The sequence below is a fragment of the Bosea sp. 124 genome (assembly GCF_003046175.1).
GTDB lineage: Bacteria > Pseudomonadota > Alphaproteobacteria > Rhizobiales > Beijerinckiaceae > Allobosea.
Genome location: NZ_PZZM01000001.1, coordinates 5,381,090 through 5,399,291, shown reverse-complemented (window position 1 = coordinate 5,399,291; position 18,202 = coordinate 5,381,090). Strand labels below are relative to the sequence as shown.

The 18,202-nt window shown below is 67.5% G+C and carries 20 protein-coding genes; 12 read left to right on the top strand and 8 right to left on the bottom strand.

Annotation, left to right across the window (positions count from 1 at the left end; all coding sequences use genetic code 11):
- Window positions 1–5 precede the first annotated feature (5 nt).
- Complete coding sequence (locus tag C8D03_RS26580) at window positions 6–170, bottom strand: hypothetical protein (protein ID WP_181301367.1); 165 nt, start codon at window positions 168–170, stop codon at window positions 6–8.
- A 252-nt stretch (window positions 171–422) separates the two neighbouring features.
- Between C8D03_RS26580 and C8D03_RS25615 the strand changes: the two genes are divergently transcribed.
- Window positions 423–926 (top strand): YciE/YciF ferroxidase family protein, encoded by a 504-nt coding sequence (locus C8D03_RS25615; protein WP_108050883.1) that lies wholly within the window; start codon window positions 423–425, stop codon window positions 924–926.
- A 58-nt stretch (window positions 927–984) separates the two neighbouring features.
- Here C8D03_RS25615 and C8D03_RS26575 read toward each other — a convergent pair whose 3' ends face one another.
- The 3 genes from C8D03_RS26575 to C8D03_RS25605 form a co-directional block, all read right to left on the bottom strand.
- Window positions 985–1,128, bottom strand: a complete 144-nt coding sequence (locus C8D03_RS26575; protein ID WP_181301264.1) for a hypothetical protein — start codon at window positions 1,126–1,128, stop codon at window positions 985–987.
- Window positions 1,125–2,087 carry a LysR family transcriptional regulator gene (locus tag C8D03_RS25610; protein WP_108050881.1) on the bottom strand — a complete coding sequence of 321 codons (963 nt, stop codon included), beginning with the start codon at window positions 2,085–2,087 and terminating at the stop codon, window positions 1,125–1,127. Before C8D03_RS25610 ends, C8D03_RS26575 begins: the two co-directional genes overlap by 4 nt.
- A gap of 84 nt (window positions 2,088–2,171) precedes the next feature.
- Window positions 2,172–2,597: a DoxX family protein gene (locus C8D03_RS25605; RefSeq protein ID WP_108051987.1), complete on the bottom strand. Its 426-nt coding sequence runs from the start codon at window positions 2,595–2,597 to the stop codon at window positions 2,172–2,174.
- A 203-nt stretch (window positions 2,598–2,800) separates the two neighbouring features.
- Between C8D03_RS25605 and C8D03_RS25600 the strand changes: the two genes are divergently transcribed.
- Together C8D03_RS25600 and C8D03_RS25595 are read left to right on the top strand one after the other, a co-directional pair.
- Window positions 2,801–3,733, top strand: coding sequence for a ring-cleaving dioxygenase (locus C8D03_RS25600; RefSeq protein ID WP_108050879.1), 933 nt, complete (start codon window positions 2,801–2,803; stop codon window positions 3,731–3,733).
- Window positions 3,734–3,801: 68 nt separating this feature from the next.
- A complete protein-coding gene (locus C8D03_RS25595; RefSeq protein ID WP_465246460.1) occupies window positions 3,802–4,422 on the top strand; it encodes an alpha/beta hydrolase in 621 nt (206 codons plus the stop codon).
- Between the two features lie 60 nt (window positions 4,423–4,482).
- Here C8D03_RS25595 and C8D03_RS25590 read toward each other — a convergent pair whose 3' ends face one another.
- A complete protein-coding gene (locus tag C8D03_RS25590) occupies window positions 4,483–4,713 on the bottom strand; it encodes a hypothetical protein (RefSeq protein ID WP_108050877.1) in 231 nt (76 codons plus the stop codon).
- A 456-nt stretch (window positions 4,714–5,169) separates the two neighbouring features.
- Between C8D03_RS25590 and C8D03_RS26570 the strand changes: the two genes are divergently transcribed.
- Window positions 5,170–5,649, top strand: a complete 480-nt coding sequence (locus tag C8D03_RS26570; protein WP_181301262.1) for a hypothetical protein — start codon at window positions 5,170–5,172, stop codon at window positions 5,647–5,649.
- A gap of 113 nt (window positions 5,650–5,762) precedes the next feature.
- On the opposite strand, the gene C8D03_RS25580 is transcribed toward C8D03_RS26570, so the two are convergent.
- The 3 genes from C8D03_RS25580 to pdxR all read right to left on the bottom strand — a co-directional run bounded on the left by C8D03_RS25580 (window position 5,763) and on the right by pdxR (window position 9,402).
- Window positions 5,763–6,107 (bottom strand): RidA family protein, encoded by a 345-nt coding sequence (locus tag C8D03_RS25580; RefSeq protein ID WP_108050875.1) that lies wholly within the window; start codon window positions 6,105–6,107, stop codon window positions 5,763–5,765.
- Between the two features lie 88 nt (window positions 6,108–6,195).
- A complete protein-coding gene (locus tag C8D03_RS25575; protein WP_108050873.1) occupies window positions 6,196–7,806 on the bottom strand; it encodes a GMC family oxidoreductase in 1,611 nt (536 codons plus the stop codon).
- A gap of 111 nt (window positions 7,807–7,917) precedes the next feature.
- The gene (gene pdxR, locus C8D03_RS25570; protein ID WP_108051985.1) at window positions 7,918–9,402 is read right to left on the bottom strand and encodes a MocR-like pyridoxine biosynthesis transcription factor PdxR; all 1,485 of its coding nucleotides are present in this window, start codon (window positions 9,400–9,402) and stop codon (window positions 7,918–7,920) included.
- A gap of 154 nt (window positions 9,403–9,556) precedes the next feature.
- Here pdxR and C8D03_RS25565 point away from each other — a divergent pair, with 154 nt between their 5' ends.
- The 8 genes from C8D03_RS25565 to C8D03_RS26565 all read left to right on the top strand — a co-directional run bounded on the left by C8D03_RS25565 (window position 9,557) and on the right by C8D03_RS26565 (window position 18,167).
- The gene (locus C8D03_RS25565) at window positions 9,557–10,663 is read left to right on the top strand and encodes a mandelate racemase/muconate lactonizing enzyme family protein (protein WP_108050871.1); all 1,107 of its coding nucleotides are present in this window, start codon (window positions 9,557–9,559) and stop codon (window positions 10,661–10,663) included.
- Complete coding sequence (locus tag C8D03_RS25560; RefSeq protein WP_108050869.1) at window positions 10,660–12,153, top strand: aldehyde dehydrogenase family protein; 1,494 nt, start codon at window positions 10,660–10,662, stop codon at window positions 12,151–12,153. Before C8D03_RS25565 ends, C8D03_RS25560 begins: the two co-directional genes overlap by 4 nt.
- Window positions 12,154–12,176: 23 nt before the next feature.
- Window positions 12,177–13,475 carry an NAD(P)/FAD-dependent oxidoreductase gene (locus C8D03_RS25555; RefSeq protein ID WP_108050867.1) on the top strand — a complete coding sequence of 433 codons (1,299 nt, stop codon included), beginning with the start codon at window positions 12,177–12,179 and terminating at the stop codon, window positions 13,473–13,475.
- Window positions 13,476–13,625: 150 nt separating this feature from the next.
- Complete coding sequence (locus C8D03_RS25550; RefSeq protein ID WP_181301260.1) at window positions 13,626–14,681, top strand: ABC transporter substrate-binding protein; 1,056 nt, start codon at window positions 13,626–13,628, stop codon at window positions 14,679–14,681.
- 62 nt (window positions 14,682–14,743) lie between these two features.
- A complete protein-coding gene (locus tag C8D03_RS25545) occupies window positions 14,744–15,826 on the top strand; it encodes an ABC transporter ATP-binding protein (protein WP_108051983.1) in 1,083 nt (360 codons plus the stop codon).
- Window positions 15,823–16,737 carry an ABC transporter permease gene (locus tag C8D03_RS25540; RefSeq protein ID WP_248308624.1) on the top strand — a complete coding sequence of 305 codons (915 nt, stop codon included), beginning with the start codon at window positions 15,823–15,825 and terminating at the stop codon, window positions 16,735–16,737. The genes C8D03_RS25545 and C8D03_RS25540 overlap by 4 nt, the downstream gene beginning before the upstream one ends.
- A gap of 2 nt (window positions 16,738–16,739) precedes the next feature.
- Window positions 16,740–17,555 (top strand): ABC transporter permease, encoded by an 816-nt coding sequence (locus tag C8D03_RS25535; RefSeq protein WP_108050865.1) that lies wholly within the window; start codon window positions 16,740–16,742, stop codon window positions 17,553–17,555.
- Window positions 17,556–18,002: 447 nt separating this feature from the next.
- Window positions 18,003–18,167 (top strand): hypothetical protein, encoded by a 165-nt coding sequence (locus tag C8D03_RS26565; RefSeq protein ID WP_181301258.1) that lies wholly within the window; start codon window positions 18,003–18,005, stop codon window positions 18,165–18,167.
- Window positions 18,168–18,202: the final 35 nt, after the last annotated feature.

The following is an 18,202-nucleotide window of genomic DNA, read 5'->3' as shown; positions in this document are numbered from 1 at the left end:
CAGGCTCAGCGCCGCTGCCAGCCCTCGGGCCAGTACCCGTTCCGCTCCAGCATCACGATGAGCACGATCACCGCGAGCGTCACAGCCAGCGTGATCAGCTTGGCGTTCCACGGCGTGCCGCGGCCGATCAGCCAGATCAGGGTCAGGCCGATCAAGAGGGGGACGAGCATCTCCATATCGCCGAGCCTACAGCATAGGTCCGAAAAGGGGATGCCGGTTTCGGCATGAGACGATGCAAAAATGAAGACCCGCCGGGCGAGCCGCGTTGCGACCGAAGCAGCGAGGCTGGGTTTGGCCCGAGGCAGAAGCGGAGCAGGAATGTGGAACCCATCCCGGCGGCGGACGTTCGCTCCAGAGGGGAAGCGCATCGCCTCGGGGCATGCCGGCCTGTCTCACCACGCGACACGCGACAGGAGAACGACATGGGACTTTTTTCCAAGGATATCAAGACGATGGACGATCTCTTCGTCCATCAACTCCAGGACGTCTATTACGCGGAGAAGCAGATTTACAAAGCCTTGCCGAAAATGATCGAGAAGGCGACCGACGCCAAGCTCAGGCAGGGGCTGGAGGCGCATCGCGCCGAGACCGAGGGCCACATCAAGCGGCTCGAACAGGTCTTCAAGCAGCACGGCGCCGAGGTAAAGGCGGTCAACTGTCCGGCGATCGACGGCATCCTCAAGGAAGCCGACGAGGTTGCCGGCGAGGTCGCCGACAAGCAGGTTCTGGACGCCGCGATCATCGCCGCGGCCCAGGCGGTCGAGCATTATGAGATCACCCGCTACGGCACGCTGGCGGCCTGGGCGAAGCAGCTCGGACGCGCCGACTGCGCAGCCCTGCTGCAGCAGAACCTCGATGAGGAATATGCCGCTGACGACAAGCTCTCGAAGCTTGCGGAATCGGGCATCAACCGCAAGGCCGCCTGACCGCGCTGTGATCGTATCGCGACGCCCGCGACGGCTTGCCGTCGCGGGCGTTCGTCGTTCAGGTCGGGTTGCCGGGATCGCCCGGCGGGACCTTCGGCGGCTTGTCGCTGAAGCGCCCGCGCGCCCAATAGCCCGCCAGCACGAGGCCGGGCGGAATCGAGATCAGCAACAGCCAGGGCAGCAAACCCAGCTCGCCGCTCATGAGGCGGCGCCGGGCGGTTCGACTGCGGGAGACAAGCGCGGCGAGATCGCCAGCGCACCTTCGATCAGCGGTTTCATCCGCCCCAGTTCCACGGCCATGAAGTCGAGAAAAAGGCGCACGCGCGGCGAATGTCGCAGATCGGGATGCGTCAATAGCCAGAGATCGGCCGAGAAGCCGGGGTCGGGCGCCGCGAGCCGGGTCAGGCCCGGCTTGGTGTCGGCGATGAAGCAGGGCAGAAAACCGATGCCGATCCCGGCCTCGACCGCCTCGGCGAGGCCCAGCACGGTGTTGACCTTGTAGACGATGCGCTCCGGCGCGACATGCTGGCCGAGATAGCGCACCGCCTTGAGCGCGGTGAACTGCTCGCCGAGCGAGACCCAGTTGTGCTCCCACAGGCTCTCGATATCGACCACGCCGGCATCCGCGAAATCGGCGGCCCGGCCATAGAGCGCCCAGGCGATGCGGGCCGCCTTCCTGCCGACGAGAGTCTCCGGTGGATTGTCGGTCGCCCGGATCGCGACATCGGCATCGCGCCTGGACAGGTTCAGCGCCTGGTTGCTCAGCAGCACGTCCAGGCGGATGTCGGGGCATTGCGCCAGGAAGGCGGCGAAGACCGGCGTCAGCAGGTCGACCAGCAGCGTGTCGTTGGTGGTGACGCGCAATTCGCCGGCGGGCTTGATCTCCTGTCCGGCGAGCTTGCGGGCAAAGGCGGTGATGTCGCCGTCGACCCGCTCGGCGAGCTGCGCCATCTCGTCGCCGGCGGGCGTCGCGACATAGCCGCTGCGGTGGCGCTCGAACAGCTTGACGCCGAGCGCCTCCTCGATCTGGCCGAGGCGGCGGAAGACGGTGGAATGGTTCAGTCCGAGGGAGGTTGCCGCCGCCGGCAGTGCCCGTCGGTCGGCGATCGCCTTGATCAGGCGGAAATCGTCCCAGGCGAGCGTCTTCATCGGCGTGGTCATGCGGGCACTCTCCGACAAGGCTTCGCCGCCATCAAGGCCCGCAGGCCCTGATGACGGCGAAGAGGCAGCCGGCATGGCGGCCGGTCAGGCGGTGGCGGGGGCGCCGAACGCAGGCAGACGGACGGACTTCAGGGCGAGTGCGCCGTCGCCGATCAGGCCATGCGCCAGCGCCGCCAGCGCCAGGAAGGCCGGATATTCCCAGCCGCCATTGGGGGCATTGAAGACCCAGCCGTTCGGGGCATGGACCATCAGGGCGCCAAGCAGAACGGGCAGCAGCAGCACCGAGACATAGCGGCCATAGAAGCCGGTCAGGATGGCGAGGCCGCCGAGAAGCTCGGCCAGAATGATCGGCCAGGCGAGAAAGGCAGGCAGGCCGACCTGGCCGAGAAAGCCGGCGAAGCCCGCCGGGGTGAAGATCACGAGCTTGAGATAGCCATGGGCGATGAACATCGAGCCGAGCGCGACGCGCAGGGCGAGGGCACCATAGGGGGCGAGGCGATTGTCGATCATGACGGCAGTCTCCAGAAACGGGACCGGGGTGGTCTCGGCACCAGAGATCGCCCCGACGGCGACGCAATGCAAATGGTGAGATGCCAATAGTAAGATTGCGCCAATGCAATGATTGGCCTCTGGCGCTTTGGCTTTGCCGGCCCGATCTTCCTCGTCAACGGGGCGACACGCCCCTGCATCACAGCGTCGGAAGGACCTCAGTCATGCAGATCAACGGCATCCATCATGTCACGGCGATTGCCGGTCCGGCGCGCCGCAATCTCGACTTCTACGACCGCGTGCTCGGCCTGCGCTTGGTCAAGAAGACCGTCAATTTCGACGATCCCGGCACCTGGCATCTGTATTATGGCGATGCCGCCGCCGCGCCGGGCACGATCCTGACCTTCTTCCCCTGGGAGCATGCCGCGCCCGGCCGCCTCGGTGTCGGCGAGACTCAGGAGACGGTGTTCCGGGTTCCGGCGGGAGCGATCGGCTACTGGGCGCATCGGCTCGTCGAACTTGGCGTGCCGCATGACGCTCCGGTGAAGCGCTTCGGCGAGACGATCCTCGCCTTCCGCGATCCGGACGGGATGCGCCTTGCCCTGGTCGGTGTCCCCGGCATCGAGGCCGAGCCCGCCTGGGCCGGCAGCGGGGTTCCGGCGGAGCATGCGATCCGCGGCTTCCACAGCGTTAGTCTGCTGCTGGAGGATGCGGCTGCGACGGGTGCGATCCTGAGCGACGTCTTCGGCTTCCGGGAAATCGGCCGCGAGGACACGCTCATCCGCTACCACGCGGAGGGCGCGCCGCTCGGCAACATCGTCGATCTGCGCGTCGCCGGTGGCTTCCTGCCGGCGCGCCAGGGGGCGGGTTCGGTCCATCATATCGCCTTCCGTGCCGCTGATGACGCGGCCCAGACCGAGATGGTGCGCCGGCTCGCGGAGAACCACGGCATCCGCGCCACGGAGCAGAGGGACCGGAACTATTTCCGCTCCGTCTACTTCCGTGAGCCCGGCCGCGTGCTCTTCGAGATCGCGACCGATGTTCCGGGCTTTGCCGTCGACGAGCCTGCTGAAAGCCTCGGCCAGGCGCTGAAGCTCCCGGCCGGGCTGGAGGCACAGCGGGCCCGGATCGAGGCCATCCTGCCCGCACTCGCCTGATCTCGCCGCCCTGCCTGTCTTCGGATCGGGCAGGGCGGTCGCGCCCCTCATTGCGAAGGAGAACTCCGATGGACGCCATCGCGACCACCGATTTCATTCACGTCTACGAGCCCGGTTCCGATACGGGCCGTCCGCCGCTGCTCCTGCTGCACGGCACCGGCGGCGACGAGCACGACCTGCTCGGCCTCGGCCGTATGGTCGCGCCCGGTGCCAGCCTGCTCTCGCCGCGCGGTCGGGTGCTGGAAGGCCCGATGCCGCGCTTCTTCCGTCGTCTCTCGGAGGGCGTCTTCGACGAGGACGACCTGCGGCGCAGGACGCATGAACTGGCGGATTTCGTCGAACAGGCGCGGGAGCGCTATCGTCTTGCCGCGCCGGTCGCAGTCGGCTTCTCGAACGGGGCCAATATTGCGGCGAGCCTGCTGCTGCTCCGTCCGGAGGTTCTGGCCGGCGCGGCATTGCTGCGGGCGATGTCGCCTTTCGTCGAGCCGCCGCAGGCGGACTTGGCAGGCAAGCCCGTGCTGATCCTCTCCGGCGCGATGGATCCGATCGTTCCGACGCAGGATGTCGAGCAGCTGGCTCGGACCTTGTCCGGCAGCGGCGCCAGCGTCGATCACCGGGTTCTGCCGGCCGGCCACGGCCTGTCGCAGGCCGATATCGGCCTGCTTGAAGGCTGGCTCGCAATGAGGTGACGGCGTCCGCCGTCACCCGGCAGCGCAATACTTGCGCGCGCCCGGGTCCGATGGTGAGCTCTAGGTTGCCGCTGCGACGGCCTTGCGTTTCGTCGTCTTGGCGGGTGCCGGCGGGGCAGGGGGCTCTGCAGCCTGCTTGGCCAGGCGCAAAGCCTTCAGCGCTTCGATCTTCTTGCGGGCCGCGGCCTCCTCGGCGGCGATGCGGCCGCTCGACTTCTGCTTCTCGCGGGGCGCTTCCTGGACGTTGTTCACATCGTGCCAGGCGCGTGTTCCTCGGTTTTCCGCTGCCATCGCTGCATTCCTTCTGTCACACGCTCTGAGACCGGAGCTTACCCGCGAAAGCGTCGAGATACGAGCCGCATCGCGCGATCCCGATTGGGACCGGCCGGCGCGCTCAGTCGACCAGCGGCAGGATGATCGCCATGGCGATCAGGAGAACCGCCAGAGCTCGCAACAGCACGGCCCATTGGCCGGAGACTCGCATGTCGAGGCGACGCGACAGGGCACGCATGAAGACGATGACTCCCGGCAACGCGACAAGATGACGTTGGGTCATAAGGCGGGTGACGGCAAGCGGGAGAGTTGGCCACCCTGTGGACAACTTGGCGGACCGGGAAGGCCCGGGGCGGGCTCCCGGTTGCGGCAGGGCAGGCGGCTTTTGCGATCGCGCCGCCATTGTGTTCTGTTGGCGCGACGAGGTTCATTGTCGTCGGCCGTGCTGGTCGGCGGCCGGACGGGAGTGCAGCCATGCGTCGAAACCTGAAACTCAAATCGCTCGTCATGCTTCTGGCGCTGCTGGCGGGCCTCTTGCCGCCCTTCGCGCTGGTTGCGCCGGCCGAGGCGCAGTCGCGGGCGTCGAACGCACGCAGCGGCTCCGCTGCGAATGTTCGTGGCGGGCAGCGGTCGCGCGTGCACCAGTCGCATCGTCCGAATCGCGGCGGCCATGCGGTCCGCGGCGGCCAGCGCAGCCATGCCCACCGGCCGCCGGCGCATGTGCGCCATCGTCCGCCCGCGCATGTTCGGCACCATCGTTCGAACCGCGTCGTGGTGGTTCATCCGCGCCGGACCTGGCATCCGGGCGGGGCGATTGCGGCCGGCGCGGCGCTCGGCTTCATTGCGGGCGCCGCAGCGGTTTCGTTCGCCGGAAATCCGCCGCATGCGGGCTATTGCTGGTTCTACACCTCGCCCAATCGCACCACCGGCTTCTGGGACCGCTGCCCGCGCTAGCGTCGCTGCGAGGCGGGGCAGGAGCGACGGCTGCCAGCCGACGCTCAGGCGCCTGGGCCGGCCGGCTGTGCGTCATCGCGACGCCCGCCGACCGGCAAGGGATGGACCCGGGCTCAGACGAGCGCCTGGACCTGGATCTCGACCAGGATGTCCTCGGCGGCCAGACGCGACTCGACCGTGGCGCGCGCGGGCGGTTGCGTCTGGTCGACCCAGGCTTCCCAGGCGGCGTTCATCTCTGCGAAGGTCGAGATGTCCTTGAGCCAGATATTGGCGACGGCGATGCGGGTCTTGTCCGTGCCGGCGAGCTTCAGATAGCCGTCGATTTGCGCGAGGATGTCGGCGGTCTGCTCCTTGACGCCGCCGCTGCGGTCCTTGGCGGTCAGGCCCGAGAGGAAGGCGAAACCGTTGGCGACGAGCACCTTGCTCAGTCGTCCGGTCACTTCGTGGCGCGTGATCATGGTCTCTCCTCGAGGGGTTGCTAAGGGGCTTTGGTGAAAGTCCCGGGCCTGTCTCTGCGATCGGCACGCCGATGGCAATGTGCGGCGCTCAGTCCGTGAGCATGAGGTCGGCCGCCCGCTCACCCACCATCATGGCGGGCGCATTGGTGTTGCCCGAGGGGATCGTCGGGAAGACCGAGGCATCCGCGACGCGCAGGCCTTCGATGCCATGCACCTTCAGCCTGGCATCGACCACGGAATCGGCAGCATCCGGCCCCATGCGGCAGGTGCCGCAGGGGTGGAAGACCGAATAGGCCTGCTGCCGGATGGATTCGAGCAGCGTGGCGTCGTCGAGGCAGTGCGGGCCCGGCTTGATTTCGCTCTCGATCAGCGCCGCAAAGGTCGGCGTTTCCGCCAACCGCCGCAGGAAGCGCGCCCCGCTGAGGATGTCATGCACGTCGCGCGGATCGGAAAGGTAGTTCGGCGCGATCTCTGGTGCGGTCCGGGGATCGGCAGAGCGGATCGCGACATGGCCGCGGCTGTGCGGCCGGCACGGCGATACGCTGGTGCTGAAGCCGGAGAAAGGGTCCGGTCTCATCAGGGCTCGCACGCCGGGCAGGGCGCGCTCATAGCTCAGCGGGGAGAAATAGAGCTGCATGTCGGGGCGGTCGAGTTCGGGACGCGTGCGCAAATAGCCGCCGCCCTGGTTGACGCTGAGCGAGAGCGGGCCGCGCCGGTGCAACACATAGCTCAGCGCCATGCCGATCCGTCCGGGCCAGGACAAAAGCTCGTCGTTCAGGCTCGGCTGCCGCGAACGATAGACATGGTCGTAGCAGAGATGGTCCTGAAGATGCGCGCCGACCGCCGGCAACGCCTGCACGGTCGCGATGCCGTGCCGCGCCAGAAGCTCAGGCGAACCGATGCCGGAAAGCTGCAGGAGTTGCGGAGAATTGATCGCGCCGCCCGCGACCACGATCTCGCCGGCCGTGCGGTAGCTGACCGGCCGGCCGTCGCGCCAGCCTTCGACAGCGACGGCGCGGCGCCCGTCGAACAGGATGCGCGAGGCCAGCACGCCGGTTTCGACCTTGACGCGCCCGCTCTTGCGCGCCGGGTGCAGATAGGCCCGCGCGGCGGACTCGCGCAGGCCGCCGCGCGTGGTGATCTGGTAGATGCCGGCGCCCTCGCAGGTTTCGCCGTTAAGGTCGGGATTGAAGGGCAGGCCCGCTTCCTGCGCCGCCTTGACGAAGAGCGGGGTGAGGGGATGCACCGCCTGCGAGACATCCTCGACATGCAGCGGGCCGCCCGCGCCATGCCAGGTGGACGAGCCGAGAGCGTGGTCCTCCATGCGCCGATAGGTGGCGAGCACGTCGCGCCAGCCCCAGCCGGGGTTGCCCATGCGCTCCCAGCCGTCGAAATCCTCGGCCTGGCCGCGCATATAGACCATGGCGTTGATTGCGCTCGATCCGCCCACGACCTTGCCGCGCGGCTGGTAGATCTCGCGCCCGGCGAGGCCCGGCTGGCTTTCCGTCCGGTACATCCAGTTCAGGCGCGGGTGATAGAAGGTCTTGCCGTAGCCGATCGGCAGATGCAGCCAGGGGTTGAGGTCGCGCGGACCGGCCTCCAGCACGAGGATGCGATCGCGTCCCGACATGGCGAGGCGCCCGGCCAGCGCGCAGCCGGCCGAACCCGCGCCGATGACGATGACGTCCCATTCCTCCAAGGCGGGCTCCCTGCCGGCTTCCGGCGTTCCACGTTGCAACGGCTCTACGGTGGATTGGGCTTGTCGCTAAGAGCCATTCCGCCCAAATAGCCAGTCCAATTCGCGAGTTTCTCAGCCTGCCGCGAGATCGTCGATCGCCTGCCGCAAGCCCAGTACGCCGGCCTGGATCTGCGCCGGGGTGAAGCCGCTGAAGCCGAGGACGAGCCCGTCGCGCTCGACCGGCTCGAGGCCGAAGCGGCTGATCGGCGCGACGGTGATGCCGCGCCGTGCTGCCGCCTGCGTCACCGCCACGGCGTCGAGGCCGTCGCGCAGGAAGGCGATGGTGTGCATCCCGGTATGGGTCGGCACGACCGTGAGATCGCCGGCGAGATGCGTGCCTGCAGCCCCGATCAATGCCTGATGGCGTTCCTGGTAGAGCTTGCGCATGCGCCGGACATGGGTGGCGAAATGGCCCTCGACGATGAAGTCCGCGACGATGCCCTGCAGGGCCGTCGGCACGCCCGGCGAATAGGCGTCGAGGCAGATGCCGATCTGCTCGGCGAGCTGCGGCGGAGCGACAAGAAAGCCGAGCCGGAGCGACGGAAACAGCGTCTTCGAGAAGGTGCCGACATAGATCACCCGTCCGGTCAGGTCGATGCTGGTCAGCGTCGCCATCGGTGCGCCCTGGAAGCAGAACTCGCCGTCCCAATCATCCTCGATGATCCAGGCGGAGCTCGCCTGCGCCGCTTCCAGCAAAGCGAGGCGCCGCTCCAGGCTCATTTTGGCGCCGAGCGGTTGCTGATGGGCCGGCGTGACGAAGGCGAGCTTGAAATCGGGCGCGCGGCGCAATCCCTCCTCGACAACGAGGCCGGCTTCGTCGACCGGCACCGGCACGATGTCGGCCCCCGACAGGATCAGGCTGTTGCGGGCGCCGATCGCACCCGGATTCTCGAACCAGACCTTGTCGCCCGGATTGATCAGCGTCGCAGCGAGAAGCTGGAAGGCCTGTTGGGCGCCGGCCACGATGAAGATCTGCTGCCATTCGCAGGCAATGCCGCGGTTGAGTCGCAGATGCGCGGCGATCGCCTGTCGCAGCACGGCTTCGCCATGCGGGTCGGGATAGCCGAGAACCTGATAGCGGGCCTTCCGCCAGTGCCGGCCCGACAGCTTGGCCCACTGCGCCATCGGGAAGGCGTCGAAGGCCGGCATCGCCGTGGTGAAGGCGCGCGGCTGGTGCGGCAGGCGCGCGCCGAACAGCTTGGAGGCCGAGTCCATCGCCTGCGCCAGCCGCACCTTGGCCGTCGGCACGGCCACCGCCGCTGCGGCCGGCGCCGGTCGTTCGCTCGCCAGAGCCCGGCTGACATAGGTGCCAGCGCCGACGCGGGTCTCAACGAGCCCCTCGGCGGCCAGTCGCTCAAAGCTCTCGACGATGGTGGTGCGGGCGACGCCGAACTCCTGCGCCAGCGTGCGCGTCGCCGGCAGACGCTCGCCGACCTTGAGCGCGCCGCTCAGGATCAGCTCGCGCAGGCCGACGCAGATCTGGACGCTGAGACCGTGCGGCCCGTCGCGGTCCAGCACGATCGACTGAAGCAGGACGCCTTCCTCACGCTTGACCATGCCATCCTCCAGCAAGCGAGCGCCATCCCAAGATTGGACTGCTGCTTTCGTCAGAATGGACCTTGGGTTCAGACCAATTCAAGCCCCCTCTCGGCCTCATCCTGAGACCTCGCAATCGCGCCTGGCCGCAGTGACGGAGTTGACGGCGGCTGCCATGAGGATCACCCGGCTCGAAAGCTTCACGACGCAGGATGTCGGTTTTGTCCGTGCGACCTGCGAGGATGGCAGCCAGGGCTGGGGCCAGTTCTCGCCCTATAACGCCGACATCACGGCGGCTGTCTTTCACCGGCAGGTCGCGCGCTGGGCGGTCGGAGAGGATGCCCTAGCGATCGACGAACTCGTCGCGACGATCGGCGAGCGCGAGCACAAGTTTCCGGGCTCCTATCTTTGCCGCGCTTTGACCGGGCTCGACACCGCGCTGTGGGATTGGCGCGGGCGCAAGGAGCGCAAGAGCGTCTGCGAACTGCTCGGCGGCACGCCGAGGCCTTTCCCCGTCTACGCCTCCAGCATGAAGCGCGGCGAGATTACCCCCGAGGCCGAGGCCGAGCGTCTCGTCCGGTTGCGCGACGCGCATGGCTTTAGCGCCTTCAAGTTTCGGGTCGGGCGTGAATGCGGCCGCGATCAGGATGAATGGCCGGGCCGCACCGACGCGATCGTGCCGCTGGTGCGCGCGGCGCTGGGGCCTGGCGCGACCCTGCTGGTCGATGCCAATAGCGGCTATTCGCCGGCGAAGGCGATCGCGGTCGGCCGCATGCTGCAGGACCATGGCGTCGTACATTTCGAGGAGCCTTGCCCCTATTGGGAGCATGCCTGGACCCGCGAGGTCCGCGAGGCGCTCGATCTCGATGTCACAGGCGGCGAGCAGGATTGCGACCTCGCCGTCTGGCGGTCGATGATCGACGGGCACGATGTCGATGTCGTGCAGCCGGACCTCTGCTATATCGGCGGCGTCGGGCGGATGCTGACCGTGGCGCGCTGGGCAGCTGAAGCAGGCCTCCCGGTGACGCCGCATTCGGCCAACCAGTCGATGGTGACGGTCTTCACCCTCCACGTCATGGGCGCGCTCGCCAATGCGGGACCCTATGTCGAGTTCTCGATCGAGGGGCCGGACTACTACCCGTGGGAGCAGGGGCTGCTGCGCAACCCGCCCAGGGCGAAGGACGGCATGGTCGCGATTCCCTCCGAGCCCGGCTGGGGCGTCGAGATCGAGCCGTCCTGGCTCGAGCGGGCGGAGTATTGCGTCACCGAGGTTTCGGCGTGACGTTCGACCGGTCGGAACTGATCGAGGAAGCGCGGAGCACCGGCACCGTCGCGGGCCTGCCGCGCGGGCATTTCATCGACGGGCGGATCGTAGCCTCCGTGTCGGGGCGGGAAATGGAGAGCTCCGACCCCGGTCGCGGTGCTCCCTTCGCCAGCGTCGCGGCGGGCGGCGCCGAGGACGTGGCAACGGCGGTGGCGGCCGCCCGGGCTGCGCTTTCGGGCCCATGGTCGCGCATGACGCCTGCCGCGCGGGGCGAGATCCTGATGCGGGCGAGCCAACTGCTGTGCGAGCGGGCAGCGCGCTTCGCCGTGGTCGAGACGCTCGATTCCGGCAAGCTTCTGGCCGAATCCGAGGGTGATGTCGGCGGCGTGGTCCGCACCTTCGCCTATTACGCCGGTGCGGCCGACAAGCTGCAGGGCGACAGCGTGCCGCTCGGGCCGGACTATCTCGGCGTGACGATCGAGGAGCCGGTCGGCGTCGTCGCGCAGATCGTGCCCTGGAACTATCCGCTGTCGACGGCCGCACGCGGCATTGCGCCGGCACTCGCCGCCGGCTGCACGCTGGTCGTCAAGCCGGCCGAGCAGACGCCCTTCACCACGCTGATGCTGGCCGAATTGCTGCACGAGGCCGGCCTGCCCGATGGCGTGCTCAACGTTGTCGCGGGAACCGGCGCCGAGGCCGGCGCGGCGCTCGTCGCTCATCCCGGCATCGACCACATCACCTTCACCGGCTCGGTCGCCACCGGCCAGCGCGTGATGCGGGCGGCGGCCGAGCATGCGACACGGTTGCAGCTCGAACTCGGCGGCAAATCGCCAGTGGTGCTCATGGCCGATTGCGAGATCGAGACGGCCATCGAGGGCGTGATCGGCGCGATCTACGAGAATGCCGGCCAGATCTGCTCGGCCGGCTCGCGGCTGATCGTGGAGAAGGCGATCGCGGAGAACGTGCTTGGCCGTCTGGTCGCGCGCGTCGAGGCGATGACGCTGGGCCATGGTCTGGGCGATGCCGCGATCGGGCCGATCAACTCAGTGCAGCAGCTCGCGCGCATCGAGTCGCATGTCGAGCGGGCACGAGCCGCCGGCAACCGCATCCTGACCGGCGGCAGCACCGTTCGGCCGGAGGACTGCGGCGGCGGCTGGTTCTACCGTCCGACCATCGTCCTGGCGCGGGGCCTGGACGACCCGCTGGTGCAGGAGGAGATTTTCGGCCCGGTCCTGACCGTTCAGATCGTGTCGGGGCTGGAGGAGGCGATCGCGGCGGCGAATGCGACCTCCTATGCGCTGGTGGCCGGCATCTACACCCGCGACCATGCCCAGGCCTGGCGCTTCGCCCGGGCCGTCGATGCGGGGCAGGTCTACATCAACGAGTTCTTTGCCGGGGGCGTCGCCATGCCGTTCGGCGGTAACCGCAAATCGGGTTTCGGGCGGGCCAAGGGCATGGCGGGCTTGCGCAGCTACTGCAAGCTCAAGAGTGTGGTGGCGCGGCTCTGAGCCGGCCGGGGGGACGAGACGGAATGTCGAGCGAGCTGTTCACCGCCGATTTCAAGGCGGCGCCCTATTGGTGGGACGGGGTTCCGCGGCCCGAGCTGGCGCCATCGGAGCCTCCAAAGCAGGCCGATGTCGTGATCGTCGGCTCCGGCTATACCGGCCTGCATGCGGCACTCCAGATCGCGCGGAGCGGGCGCAGCACGGTGGTGCTCGATGCGGAAGCCGCGGGCTTCGGCTGCAGCACGCGCAATGGCGGCCAGATCTCGACCAGCATCAAGCCGGGGCTTGCGGAGCTGACCCGGCGCCATGGCGAGGCGAGGGCGGTCGCGATCCTGCAGGAGGGGCGCCGCTCGCTGAAATGGATCGGCGCGTTCATCCGCGATGAGGGGCTGGACTGCGATTTCCGCGTGGCCGGGCGCTTCCACGCCGCCCATTCCCCCGGACAATACGAGGAATTGGCGCGGCAGGTCGACAACCAGCCTAAGGGCCTCGCTGTCGCCTGCCATGTCGTGCCGCGCGCCGAACAGCGCGACGAGATCGGTTCGGACCTTTATCATGGCGGCGCGCTCTATGCCGAGCATGCCTCCCTCGATCCGGCGCGCTATCATCAGGGCCTGCTCGAACGTGTCATGGTCGCCGGCGCCGAACTCGTGCCGTTCTGCCCGGCGACCGCGATCACGCGCTCGGGACAGGGCTTCGTGGTCGAGACGCCGCGTGGCACGATCCAGGCGCGCGACGTCGTCGTCGCCACCAATGGCTATACCGGGCCGCTGACCGGCTGGCTGCGCCGTCGCGTCATTCCGATCGGCAGCTACATGATCGCGACCGAGCCGCTCGATCCCGCGCTGATGGACCGCCTGATGCCGCGCAACCGCATCGTCAGCGACACGCGCAAGGTCGTCTACTACTACCGCGCCTCGCCGGACCGGCGGCGCATCCTGTTCGGCGGACGGGTCTCGCTCAGCGAAACCGATCCGCGTCGCAGCGGGCCGAAGCTCCATGCCGATCTGAGCGCGATCTTCCCGGAGCTGGCGACGACGCGGATCAGTCATTCCTGGTGCGGCTTCGTCGCCTATACCTTCGACGAACTGGCGCACATCGGCCGCCATGACGGCATCCACTATGCGATGGGCTACTGCGGCTCGGGCGTCGGCATGGCGAGCTATCTCGGCATGCGCCTCGGCCAGCAGGTGCTCGGCCTGCCGGAAGGGGCGACCGCTTTCGATGGCCTGCCTTTCCAGACGAGGCCTTTCTACAGCGGCAATCCATGGTTCCTCGCGCCTTCGGTGCTGTTTTACCGCTGGCGCGACCGGCTCGCCCGCTGAGTAGTCGATTGGACTCCCCCAATTCTCAGAATGGACCTTATGGGCAGTCCAATTTCCACAAATTCTCTACGCTGACAGAGGTGGGACGGGGCGCTTTGGCGGCCTTGCGACCGCCGATGGACATGTGTGGTTCAGATCAGGAGACATGACATGCTGTGCCAGCCGATCCTGCCGTCGCGATCGACTCTCGCCCTTCTCCTGAGCTTGGCCGGCGCGATGCCCGCCTTCGCGCAGGAGCTCACCGTCGTTTCCTTCGGCGGCTCCTACCAGGAGGCGCAGAGCAAGGCCCTGTTCGTGCCCGCCGCCAAGAAGCTCGGCATCAAGCTCAAGGAGGAGACCTATAGCGGCATCGCCGATCTGCGCCTGAAGGTGAAGGCTGGCGCCGTGACTTGGGACATAGTCGCCAGTGGCTCCGGCAGCGCGGCCCGCGCCGGCTCCGAGGGAATTCTCGAAAAGCTCGACTACAAGGTCATCGACACCTCGAATTTCATCCCCGGTACCGCGCAGGATTACTGCGTTGGCGGCGACGTGTTCTCGACGGTGCTCGCCTGGAACACCAAGACCTACGGCCAGAACGGTCCGCAGAGCTGGGCCGATTTCTGGGACGTGAAGAAGTTTCCGGGCAAGCGCTCCTACCGCAAGGGCGTCGCCGGCTCGCTCGAGCCGGCATTGATGGCCGATGGCGTGCCGCCGGAGAAGGTCTACGAGGTCCTGTCGCAGCCCGGCGGCATCGAGCGCGCAATCAAGAAAATCCGCGAGCTGAAGCCTCATGTCGCGGTCTGGTGGGCGTCCGGTGCCCAGCACGCCCAGCTCATGAAGGATGGCGAGGTCGACATGATCACCGGATGGAACGGCCGCTTCGATGTCGCCGCCAAGGATGGCGCCAAGGTCGCCTACACCTTCAACCAGGCGCTGCTCGACTATGACTGCTACGGTATTGCCAAGGGCGCGCCCAACAAGGACCTGGCGATGAAGTTCCTCGCCGAGATCAGCAAGCCGGAATACCAGGCCGAATTCACCAAATACATCACCTACGGCCCGACCAACAAGAAGGCCTACGAGCTCGGCCTGATCGAGGCGGCCTATGCCAAGACCTTGCCGTCCCACCCCGACAACGCCGCCAAGCAACTGCCGATCGATCTCGACTGGTACACCAAGTTCGAGGCCCAGGCCTCGGCGGCCTACCAGAACATGCTGACGGAATGAGGCAGGCGGCCAACCCCGGGGAGTTGGCGGCGCCGACGGCCGCGGCTCCCTCCGCTCCTGCGATGGGCAACGCCCTGCCCATCGCCGTCCGGCGCCTGAGCAAGGCTTATGGCGCGGTTTCGGTGCTCGACGATGTCGATCTCGACGTCAGGCCCGGCGAATTCCTGACCCTGCTCGGCCCGTCCGGCTCCGGCAAGACGACGCTGCTGATGGCGATCGCCGGTTTCCTGCGGCCCGACAAGGGCAGCATCCGCATCGGCGAGCGCGAGGTCGTCCGGCTCTCGCCGCACAAGCGCGAGATCGGCATGGTCTTCCAGAACTATGCGCTGTTTCCGCACATGGATGTCGCGCGCAATGTCGGCTTTCCGCTGCGGCTGCGGCGGGTGCCGGCGCCCGAGATCGCAAGGCGCGTCGAGGCCGCCCTGGAGATGTTCCAGCTCGGCGGCTATGGCGGCCGCAGCATCACCCAGCTTTCCGGCGGCCAGCGCCAGCGCGTCGCGCTGGCCCGGGCCATCGTCTTTGAGCCGCGCATCATCCTGATGGACGAGCCGCTCTCGGCGCTCGACAAGCAGCTTCGCGAGCGCATGCAGATCGAGCTGCGCCAGCTCCATGACAGGCTCGGCACCACCACCGTCTATGTCACGCACGACCAGCGCGAGGCCCTGACGATGTCGGACCGCATCGCCGTGCTCGATCGCGGCAGGATCGCCCGGATCGACACGCCGCGCGCGATCTACGACCAGCCCGGCAGCCGCTTCGTCGCGGAGTTCATCGGCGAGTCCTCCTTTCTGGAGGTGGAGGTCGTCGATGGCATCTGTCACGCCGCCGGCTCCGACATTCGGGCGCCGAATGTCCCGGTCGCCCGAGGTCGCTGCGTGATGATGCTGCGGCCGGAACGGCTGCGCATCCTCGACGGCAGCGAGAGCGAGGCGATGAATCGGTTCGAAGGCAAGGTCCAGAACGCGATCTATCAGGGCGAGACGCTGCTGCTGCAGCTTGTGCTTGCCGATGGCAGCCCGGTCAGCCTCCGCATGGCCACGCGCGGCGACGATGCCCCGCCGCCGGCCGCCGGCTCCGCGATCACGGTCGGCATCGCGGTCAGCGACACGGTCCTGCTCGTCGACGAGGGGAGGGTGCCGGCGTGAGTGCGCCGGGCCTCGGCATCGCCGCGGAGGATGGCGGAGATTTCCACGCCGCCGCGCTGCGCCGCGACCACTGGCGCGAGCGGCTGGGACTGGCTGCGCTGGCGGCGCCGGCCCTCCTGCTCGTCACCGTCATGGTCCTGTTGCCGGTCGGCTGGCTGTTCGGCCTGTCCTTCTTCGACGATGCCGGCGCGCCGAGCCTGGAGCACTACCGGCGCATGCTGGCCGAGCCCTCCTATGGCCGGACCTTCCGCACCACCTTCGAGATCAGCCTGCTGACCACGGCGATCTGCATCCTGCTCGGCTATCCGCTCGCCTATTTCCTGTCGCAACTGCCGCGCCGTGCCGCCAATCTCTGCATGATCGCGGTCCTGCTGCCGTTCTGGACCTCGCTCCTGGTGCGCACCTATGCCTGGCTCGTGCTGCTGCAGCGCAGTGGGCTGATCAACACCTGGGGCATCCAGCTCGGCCTCTGGAGTGAACCGCTGCAACTCGTCCACAATGTCGGCGGCACGCTGGTCGGCATGGTCCATATCATGCTGCCCTTCCTCGTCCTGCCGCTCTACGGCACGATGCGGGCGATTGATCGTGACCTGCTGCGCGCCGCCTCGAGCCTCGGCTCGACCCCGGCCCATGGCTTCTGGACCGTGTTCTTTCCGCTGTCGCTGCCAGGGCTCGCCGCCGGCTCCGCCCTCGTCTTCGTGCTCTGCCTCGGCTTCTATGTGACGCCGGCCATGCTCGGTGGCGGCAAGGTGACGATGGTCTCGAACCGCATCGCCAACGACATAGAGCTGTTCTTCAACTGGGGCGCGGCAAGCGCGCTTGGCGTCGTCCTTCTGGTGATCACGCTCGTCGTGCTGGTGCTGGCGGCGCGGCTGTCTCGCGGTGCGGGCCTGTTCGGGGGAGGCCACTGAGCATGAGCTGGCTCGATCGTCCCGCCAGCGACACGCAGATCACGCACAGGTCGCGGCTCTGGCTTTACGGCCTCGGCGTGCTGGTTCTGGCGTTTCTCGCCTTGCCGACGCTGATCGTGATCCCGATGTCGTTCTCGCACTCGCAATATTTGGAGTTTCCGCCGCGGCAATGGTCGTTGCGCTGGTACGAGGCCTATTTTTCCTCGGGAAGCTGGATGGCCGCCACCATGACCTCGCTTAAGGCCGGCCTCTGCACGGCCTTGCTGGCGACGCCGGTCGGGACGCTCGCCGCCTATGGGCTGCATGTCTCGCGGCTGCGCTTCGCAGGCGTTGCGATCCTGGCGTTGCTGACCCCGACCATCGTCCCGGTCATCCTCGTCGGCATCGCGCTGTTTTATGCTTTCGTGCAGTTGAAGATGGTCAACTCCTTCATCGGCATCGTGCTGGCGCATACGATCCTGGCCGTCCCGATCGTGATGATGATCGTCGGCTCGGCCCTGAAGAGCTTCGATCTCGACCAGGAGCGCGTCGCCCGCAGCCTTGGTGCGACGCGTACCCAGGCCTTCCTGCAGGTGACGATGCCGCAGATCGGCTTCTCCATCGTCACCTCGGCTCTGCTCTCCTTCCTGACCTCCTTCGACGAGGTCGTGGTCTCGCTCTTCGTCTCCGGCGGCGACAACTCGACGCTGACGCGCGCGATGTTCATGGCTTTGCGTGACCAGATCGACCCGACCATCGCGGCGATCTCGACGATCATGATCGTGATCACCTCGCTGCTTCTGGGGGTCTCGCAGTTGTGGGGCAAACCGGAGAGTTGAGGCGCAGCGGCCTGAAAAGTGGAATGCGGTTTCGAGAAAGCCGATGCTGCAGGGCGCTGCACCCGCGGGCGCATGCTGGCTGAACCTCCGCGGCGCCTCGACAGCGACCGAAGCGGCTTGCGCCCATAACAACGCCGACCGGTTCTCTGCCACCCGAGAACCGGTATGCCTCAATCATTTGATTTTGCGTCAAGTATATAATCGCCGCCCGAGAGCCGGGATCATGTCACCAGCCGGGCCACCGCGGCTGAACGAAAACATGCCGCTAAGCGATTATCCCTATGTCGCTGTGCGCTTTCGCTGCCATGTCTGCGAGCGCAGCGGTGATGCACGGCTGACGGTATCGGCGCGCAAATACGGGGCCGGGCGTGCTGATCGGCGGCCTGCTGTGCATCGTCGTCGGGGGATGCCCTCGGGATCCGTTGAACTCGGCACGAAAGCCGCAAAATGCGGCATACGCTGCGCCGCCATCTCCCCGATCTCAACTCCGGTCGTCCACTCGACCTGCCGCCATCCCTGACCGGCCTGACCTTGATCGATGGCGGCAAGGCGGACATGCTCGCGGCCGGGTCGGTGCCGGTCGAGCGGCGGCGTGTGGGCAATGACGAATAATCACCCCATCAAAGCTAAGGAACTGCAGAGCTCTG